General features: G+C 69.5%; 9 protein-coding genes. 6 read left to right on the forward strand and 3 right to left on the reverse strand.

The features are described from left to right. Both H0U68_RS00005 and H0U68_RS00010 read right to left on the reverse strand, forming a co-directional pair. Nucleotides 1-739 (reverse strand): anti-sigma factor (locus H0U68_RS00005; RefSeq protein WP_296351863.1); only part of this gene is annotated, 739 nt, incomplete at its 3' end. An 11-nt stretch (nucleotides 740-750) separates the two neighbouring features. Beyond that, nucleotides 751-1344: a sigma-70 family RNA polymerase sigma factor gene (locus tag H0U68_RS00010; protein WP_296351865.1), complete on the reverse strand. Its 594-nt coding sequence runs from the start codon at nucleotides 1342-1344 to the stop codon at nucleotides 751-753. 150 nt (nucleotides 1345-1494) lie between these two features. On the opposite strand from H0U68_RS00010, the gene H0U68_RS00015 reads away from it, so the two are divergent. The 3 genes from H0U68_RS00015 (at nucleotide 1495) to H0U68_RS00025 (ending at nucleotide 4054) form a co-directional block, all read left to right on the forward strand. Continuing rightward, nucleotides 1495-3108, forward strand: coding sequence for a DUF4331 domain-containing protein (locus tag H0U68_RS00015; protein WP_296351867.1), 1614 nt, complete (start codon nucleotides 1495-1497; stop codon nucleotides 3106-3108). 10 nt (nucleotides 3109-3118) lie between these two features. Continuing rightward, on the forward strand, nucleotides 3119-3442 hold the full coding sequence (locus H0U68_RS00020; RefSeq protein WP_296351869.1) for a hypothetical protein: 324 nt from the start codon (nucleotides 3119-3121) through the stop codon (nucleotides 3440-3442). A 93-nt stretch (nucleotides 3443-3535) separates the two neighbouring features. After that, nucleotides 3536-4054, forward strand: a complete 519-nt coding sequence (locus tag H0U68_RS00025; protein ID WP_296351879.1) for a DUF4198 domain-containing protein — start codon at nucleotides 3536-3538, stop codon at nucleotides 4052-4054. 126 nt (nucleotides 4055-4180) lie between these two features. On the opposite strand, the gene H0U68_RS00030 is transcribed toward H0U68_RS00025, so the two are convergent. Continuing rightward, the gene (locus H0U68_RS00030; RefSeq protein ID WP_296351888.1) at nucleotides 4181-4693 is read right to left on the reverse strand and encodes a fasciclin domain-containing protein; all 513 of its coding nucleotides are present in this window, start codon (nucleotides 4691-4693) and stop codon (nucleotides 4181-4183) included. A gap of 286 nt (nucleotides 4694-4979) precedes the next feature. Here H0U68_RS00030 and H0U68_RS00035 point away from each other — a divergent pair, with 286 nt between their 5' ends. From H0U68_RS00035 to H0U68_RS00045, 3 genes are all read left to right on the forward strand, one after another. After that, nucleotides 4980-5777, forward strand: coding sequence for an Ig-like domain-containing protein (locus tag H0U68_RS00035; RefSeq protein ID WP_296351881.1), 798 nt, complete (start codon nucleotides 4980-4982; stop codon nucleotides 5775-5777). Between the two features lie 103 nt (nucleotides 5778-5880). Then, entirely contained in the window at nucleotides 5881-6417 is a 537-nt protein-coding gene (locus H0U68_RS00040) for a glycine zipper 2TM domain-containing protein (RefSeq protein WP_296351883.1), read from the forward strand. Nucleotides 6418-6511: 94 nt separating this feature from the next. Continuing rightward, the coding region (locus H0U68_RS00045) for an IS481 family transposase (RefSeq protein WP_296351886.1) at nucleotides 6512-7435 on the forward strand (924 nt) is incomplete at its 3' end.

Here is a 7435-nt window from a genome sequence, read left to right on the forward strand (position 1 = left end):
GGGGCTCCAGCGTGATCGCCAGCGCCGGCACGCCCAGCTGCTGTTCGGCGGCGGCCAGGCGCACCAGGCCGCCCGCATCCAGCACGCCCAGCGAGCGCGGCGCCGCGCCCTGCGGCAGCGCCCACAGCTCCAGCGAACGTTCCGGCCCCTCGGCGTAGTTGCCCACGCGCTGCAGGGTCAGCGTGCTGTGCTTGGGGTCGTACAGCGCCAGCAGGAAGGCCGCCGAGCGCTCGTCCGACAGAACCGACACGTAGCGGATCTCCGGCTGCGCCTGCGCCTGCACCAGCAGCTGCTGGTTGCGCGCCGCCAGCTGCGTGGCCTGCTGCTCGGCCTGCCGGCGCGCCTGCGCCAATGTCTCGGTGCGCTGGTTCGATTCGGTCCACACGTTCCAGCCGACGCTGGCGATCACCACGGCGGCCGTGGCCGCACCCAGCGCCAGCGAGCGCCACAGGCGCAGCCCCGCCTGCGCGGCGCGCGACACCATCGGCTCCTGCACCGGCGCCGCGGCGGTGGGCGGCAGTATGTTGCTGATGCGCTTCCAGACTTCCGGGCTGGGCTGCACGGATTCCACTTCGGTCAGTGCCTGCAGGCGCTCCTGCCACAGCAGGGCGGCGGCGCGCACGCGCGGATTGCGCCGCGCCATTGCCTGGAAGCGCCGCCGCGCGCCGCCGCGCAGCGTGCCCAGCGCGTACGCGGATGCCAGGTGTTCCAGCAGGGAGGGATTGCGTTCGAGGTTCATGCGCGGGCTCCTTACGCAAAGCGCGCCATGCAGGCGCGCAGTTGTTCCAGGCCGCGCCGGATCCAGGTTTTCACGGTGCCCAGCGGCAGCTTCAGCTGCTGGGCGAGTTCCTGGTGGCTCAGGTCGCGCAGATAGGCCAGGCTCACCACTTCGCGCTGGCGTGCATCCAGCAGGCGCAGGCAGCCGTGCATGGCGGAGGCGAGTTCGCCGGTTTCGCTTTGCTGCATCGGGTCGGCGCCGCTGCCGGGCAGCGTCTCGGCCAGCGCATCGTCCAGCTCGACGGCGACGTCGGCGCGCTCGCTGGCGCGGCGGCGCAGGTAGTCCAGCGCGCGGCTGCGCACGATCAGGCCCATCCAGGCGAACGGCGGGCTGAGCGAGGCGCGGTAGTCGCCCGCGCTGCGCCACATCTGCAGGAAGGCTTCCTGCAGAACGTCTTCCGCGGCTTCGCGCCGGCCGACCACGCGCAGCGCCAGGCCGAACAGCCGCCCGGAGGTGATGTCGTAGAGCGCGCGCAGCGCATCTTCTGCGGCGCGGCGCGAGGACTGTTCGCGCGAGAGCACCGCGATGCGCTCGATCAGCTCGACCAGGGAGTCGTCATGGGGCATGGAATGGTTACGCGTCCAGCGCGGCAGTGGATTCAGCAAAGCCCCAGTATGCCGCTCAGGCAAGCGTCCGGCCACATCCAGAGTGCATTGCGCCGCGTATCCGCATTGCTGTCTTCCAGCAACCCAACATCCTCTGATTGGAGATCCGCAATGCGCAACAAGAAACTCGCAGGGTCGGTGGCAGTCGCCGCCGCCCTGTGTGCCGCCGGTACCGCCCTGGCGTCGAGCCACCGCGAAGCCCCGTTCATCACCACCAGCCCCAAGGTGGATGCCACCGACTTCTACATGTTCCGCAGCTACGAGGGGGTGTCCACCGGCGGCACCGGCGGCCGCGCGGACTACGTGACGCTGATCGCCAACTACCAGCCGCTGCAGGCGCCCTACGGCGGCCCCAACTACTTCTCGCTGGACCCCAACGCGCTGTACGAGATCCACATCGACAACAACGGCGACGCCGCGGAAGACATCACCTTTCAGTTCCGCTTCCAGAACAAGCTCAACAACATCGCGCTGCCGATCGGCGCCGGCGCCGCGCAAAAGAGCGTGGCCATCCCGCTGATCCAGGCCGGCGCGGTGGCCAACCTCAACGACGCCAACCTCAACCTGAATGAAACCTACAGCGTCAACGTGGTGCGCGGCGACCGCCGCAAGGGCACGGGCGCGGCGGTGACCAAGGCTGGCGGCGGCATCAGCTTCGAAAAGCCGGTGGACTACATCGGCGTGAAGACGCTGGGCAACGCGGGCGCCTACGCCGCCTATGCGGCCAAGCACGTGCACGAGATCCGCGTCCCCGGCTGCCCGGCCGGCAAGGACGGCGGCCGCGTGTTCGTCGGCCAGCGCCAGGAAGGCTTCGCCGTCAACCTGGGCCCGATCTTCGACCTGGTGAACGCGCCGCTGTCGGTGATCACCAACCCGGCCAACATCAACGCCGCGGCGGCCAACTCGATCCAGAACACCAACGTCACCTCGATCGCGCTGGAAGTGCACAAGGATTGCCTGGTCGCCGGCGGCGAGTCGGTGATCGGCGGCTGGACCACGGCCAGCCTGCGCCAGGCGCGCCTGCTGTCGCCCAACCCGGCCAGCGGCCACCAGACGAGCGAGAAGCCCGGAGGCGCCTGGGTGCAGGTCTCGCGCCTGGGCCAGCCGCTGGTCAACGAGGTGGTGATCGGCCTGAAGGACAAGGACAAGTTCAACGCCTCCAAGCCCAAGGACGACGGCCAGTTCCTCGACTACGTCACCAACCCGACCCTGCCGGCGCTGCTCGGCCTGGTGCTGACCGGCAGCCCCGCCGGCCTGGCGCCGACCAACGTGCCGCGCACCGACCTGGCCACCGTGTTCCTGACCGGCATCACCGGCGTCAACAAGCCCACCACGGTGAAGGCCTCCGAAATGCTGCGCCTGAACACGGCCATCGCGCCGCTGCCCTACGCCGCGCAGAACCGGCTGGCCATCGTCGGCAGCCTGAAGACCTCGCCGGCCGGCACCGACTTCGCCGGTTTCCCGAACGGCCGCCGCCCGAAGGACGACGTGGTCGACATCGCGCTGGTGGCGATGCTGGGCGGACTGTGCATGGCCAACGGCGACGGCGACACGCTCAAGCTGAACTCCATTCCCGGCGTGCCCGGCGTCACCTCGGCCTGCAAGCCGTCGAGCGTGCCGGCCGGTGCCGCGTCGCTGGACGTGCACGACGCGGTCGACCAGGCGGCGGTGCCGTTCCTGGGCGCCTTCCCGTACCTCAACACGCCGAATGCCGGCTCGCAGTAAGGAGCACGCGATGACACGACGCAACACGATGCTGCGCAAAATCCCCGTGGCGGCCGCGCTGGCCGCCGTCGCCACCGCCCTGGTGCTGACCGCCTGCGGCGGCGGCAGTGGCGGGGGCAACGCGGGTGGCAACGACAACAACGGCGGCACCCCGCCCGGCGGCCCGCCGGTGACCGGCGGCAGCGATGTGCCGGTCTCGGCGCAACAAAGCGCCGTCGGCGCCTTCAACTTCGTTGCCGCCACCGCGGCCACGAAGAGCGAGACCGACGAGCCGCTGCGCGTGGGCGACGCCAACCTGGCGACCAGCGACAGCGACGATCCGCAGCCGCTCTGACGAGCGCGCGCGCTGGCGGCTTCGGCCGCCGGCGCGCATGACAGCTGGCTGTTCCGCCCGAATGCGCCGCCGTCGAAAGGCGCGGCGCATTTCGTGCTGGGCACCGGCACGCAGTACCCGATCGCAGATTCCTTTTCCCCGCCGTCCAGCGTGTCCTCTTCGGGCTGCCTGGACGGCGCCGGCCGCACGACGCGGCTGCTGGCGCGCTGGGCGGCGCTGCGCGAACAGGGCCTGCCATGGCAGGAGCGCTACCGCAAATTCGCACGCATCGAAACCTCGGACCGCTTCACGCTGGCGCCAGCGCTGCGCGCCATCCGCAAGCCGGCGGGACAGCCGCTGGAGATCGTGGTGTCGGGCGACGCGCCGCTGCTGGCTGGCAACGCGACGGAGTTCCAGGTGCTGGCGAACGGCGTGCCGGTGCCGATGCTGGCGGTGGAATTGCACAGCGAGCGCAGCCCGCTAGGCATTTGGAGCCAGAGCGACGCCGAAGGGCGCCTGCGCTTCATGCCGCCCTTCGGCGTCGCCTGGCTGCTGCACGCGACTTTGCTCGAACCGGATGGACCGGCCGGCTGGCAAAGCCGCTTCGTCACGCTGGCCTTCGACGCGTCTTGAACGTTCAACGGACCGCACGCAACAGCGTGCAGTGCGGTCCATCCTGTGGGAAGGAGCCGGCTTTGCCGGGCCTTTCCACACCATCAAACCCCTGAAGAAAGTCGCGCAGCGACTTTCTTCAGGGAATCAACCCGGCAGCAGGACCTTGTTCACGACGTGGATCACGCCGTTGGATTGGTAAACGTCGGCGATGCTCACCGTCGACATGCCGCCCTTGCCGTCGGTGATCACGATGTTGCTGCCGCTCATGCTGGCCGTGAGCGTGCCGCCGCTGGCGGTCTTGAGCATCGCACGGCCGCCTTGCGCGCGGATCTCCTGCGCCAGCATGGCCGCGTCGAGGCGGCCGGGCACCACGTGGTAGGTCAGCACCTGGGTCAGCGTGCCCTTGTTTTCGGGCTTGAGCAACGTGTCCACGGTGCCGCTGGGCAGCGCGGCGAACGCGGCGTTGGTCGGCGCGAACACGGTGAACGGCCCCGGGCCCTTGAGCGTGTCGACCAGGCCGGCCGCCTTGACCGCCGCCACCAGCGTGGTGTGGTCCTTCGAATTGACGGCGTTGTCGATGATGTCCTTGGCCGGATACATCGGCGCGCCGCCGACCATCTTGGTGTTGGACATCGGCGCGGACATGGGGGTGGCCATGGCCGAGGAAGACGACTGGTTCATGGAACCGCAGGCGGCCAGCACGGAACAGGCGCACACGGTGGACAACAGGACGAATTTGCGCATTTGGATCACTCCTAGAAATCGATTTGAAATGGAAGGGCGGAAAGGCACCCGCACTGGATACGCGGCAGGCGCGCCGGCGGTTTCAGCGCCGTGCTGGAAAACTGCAATCGGTTCAGCGGGGGTTCATGGACCCCGCCCTAAGCTGTCTTTCAAGCCGGGAATGAAAACCGGCTCCATGCAACTTCCAGGAGGTATCAGCATGCAATCGACCCTTCGTACCCGTCTGGCAGCGACGCTCCTGCTGTCTCCTATCGCCGCGCTGATGGTGCAGCCGGCCCATGCCGAAGCCAACGCCATTCCCGGGCGCATCGGCTTTTCCACCCCGACCACCGCCGTCGCCATCGCCCCCTTGTCGATGATCGAGCGCTTCGTGGTGCGTGCCGGCCGCATCGAGCCCGGCCGTGAGCTGCGCTTCTCGCTCATCGGCGCGCCCGGTGCCCGCGTCACGCTCGACATTCCCGGCGTGACCAGCGACGTGCAGATGCGCGAAGCGCGCCCCGGCTTCTACGAAGCCGAATACACGGTGCGCCGGCGCGACGACCCGGCGGCATTCGCCCGCACCGTGGCGACCCTGCAGCGCGGCCCGCAGCGCGTGACCGCGCAGGTGGACATGCACGGCGGCGGCCATGGCGGCCCGCATGACGAGCGCGCGCCGCTGATCAGCGACATGACGCCGGCGCAGGGCGAGCGCGTGGGTGAATGGCGCCGCACGCAGATCTTCGCCCGCCTGAGCGACGACATGAGCGGCGTCGATGCCGCAACCGTGCGCCTGCGGGTGGACGGCCGCGACGTGACGGAGTTCGCCCGCGTCAGCGCCGAGGAAGTGCAGTACCGCGAAGCGCTGGGCGACGGCCGCCACACGGCGGAGATCACGGTGCGCGACCGCGCCGGCAACGTGGCGCGCCGCAGCTGGACCTTCGACATCCGCGAACGCGACCACCGCGACGGCCGCGATGGCGACCGCCGCGAGGGCGACGGCTGGGGCCGCCGCGGCTAAGCAGGCGCAATGCAGGCGGGGCGGCAACAGCGGCCCCGCCGTTCATGCAGCGTTCAGCCGCACCGGCCTAAGCTGCAACCACACCACGACACAGGAACTCACCATGAACCGCACCGCCACCGCCACCGCCTTGTGCCTGCTCGCCGCCACCGCCGCCGTGGGCGCGCGGGCCGAGACCTTCACCGACAACGCGCGCGTGCGCAGCGTCGAGCCGCAATACGAGAGCGTGCAGATCCCGCGCAACGAATGCACCAGCCAGTGGGTCAACGACCCGCAGCCGGTGGTCACCGCGCCGCGCAGCTACGGCGGCGCCATCATCGGCGGCGTGGCCGGCGCCGTGCTCGGCAACCAGGTCGGCAGGGGCCACGGCCGTGAGGCGGCGACCGCCGCGGGCGCGATTGTCGGCGCCGTCGCCGGCGACCGTATCGGCAACGACAACTACAACAATGGCGCGGTGGTCGGCTACCAGCAGCAGCCGCGCGAAGTCAGCACCTGCCGCACCGTCAATGAAGTGCAGAACCGCTTAACCGGCTACCGCGTGACCTACGAGTACCGCGGCCACGTGTCCACCGCCTTCATGCGCAGCGAGCCGGGCCAGAGCGTGCCGGTGCAGGTGTCCGTGATGCCGCTCGAGCGCTAGAGCGCTAGATGTGATGTCTCAATAGGTTGTTCATCCGTCCCGGATTTGGGAAGCTGTGGTTACCAGGCCCCAGGAACCCATCTCAGGAGAACGGATGAACAGCCATAAGCATGCGCGATTGACGCCCGCAGGTCGAGCCCTGTTGGTCGACAGGGTGCTCCAGCAAGGCTGGACCATGGCTGCGGCAGCTGAGGCCGTAGGCATCAGCTGCCGCAGCGGCTTCAAGTGGCTGGCGCGCTTTCGTGCCGAAGGGCCTGCGGGGCTGCGAGATCGCAGCTCCCGGCCTCACGTCAGCCCCACGGGCTGCGCTGCTCAGGAGGTGCGCCTGTTCGAGCAGCGCCGCCGCGAGCGCGTGCCGCTGTGGCGCATCGCCCGCGAGTGCGGTCGTAGCCTGGCCACCGTCAGCCGGCACGTCAAGCGCCTGGGGCTGTCGCGCCTGGCCGCCTTGCAGCCGCCCGAGCCGGTGCGCCGCTACGAGCGCGCCTCGCCGGGCGAGCTGCTGCACATCGACACCAAGCGCCTGGGGCGCATCCAGGGCGTGGGCCACCGCATCACCGGCGACCGCACCAAGAACCGCAACCGCGGCATCGGCTGGGACGCGGTGCACTTGGCCATCGACGACCACTCGCGCGTGTCCTTCGCGCTGATCCTGCCCGACGAGGGCGCCCTCAGCTGCACAGACTTCCTGCGCCAGGACGTGGCCTACTACGCCAGCCTGGGCGTGCGCATCGACCGCGTGATGACCGACAACGGCGCGGGCTACAAGAAGAGCTTCCAGGCCGCCTGCGAGCAGTTGGGCATCCGTCACATCCGCACCAGGCCCTACACGCCCAAGACCAACGGCAAGGTCGAGCGTTTCGTGCAGACCAGCCTCAGGGAGTGGGCCTATGCCAGGCCCTATGAAAGCTCAGAGCAGCGCCGAGCCGCTCTGCAGCCCTTCGTTGACCACTACAACTGGCTTCGGCCACACTCCGCTCTGAACCACCAGCCGCCCATGAGCCGCATTCCGGCTATGAAC

The sequence above is a fragment of the Ramlibacter sp. genome (assembly GCF_013697775.1).
In the GTDB taxonomy this organism is placed as follows: Bacteria; Pseudomonadota; Gammaproteobacteria; order Burkholderiales; family Burkholderiaceae_C; genus Ramlibacter.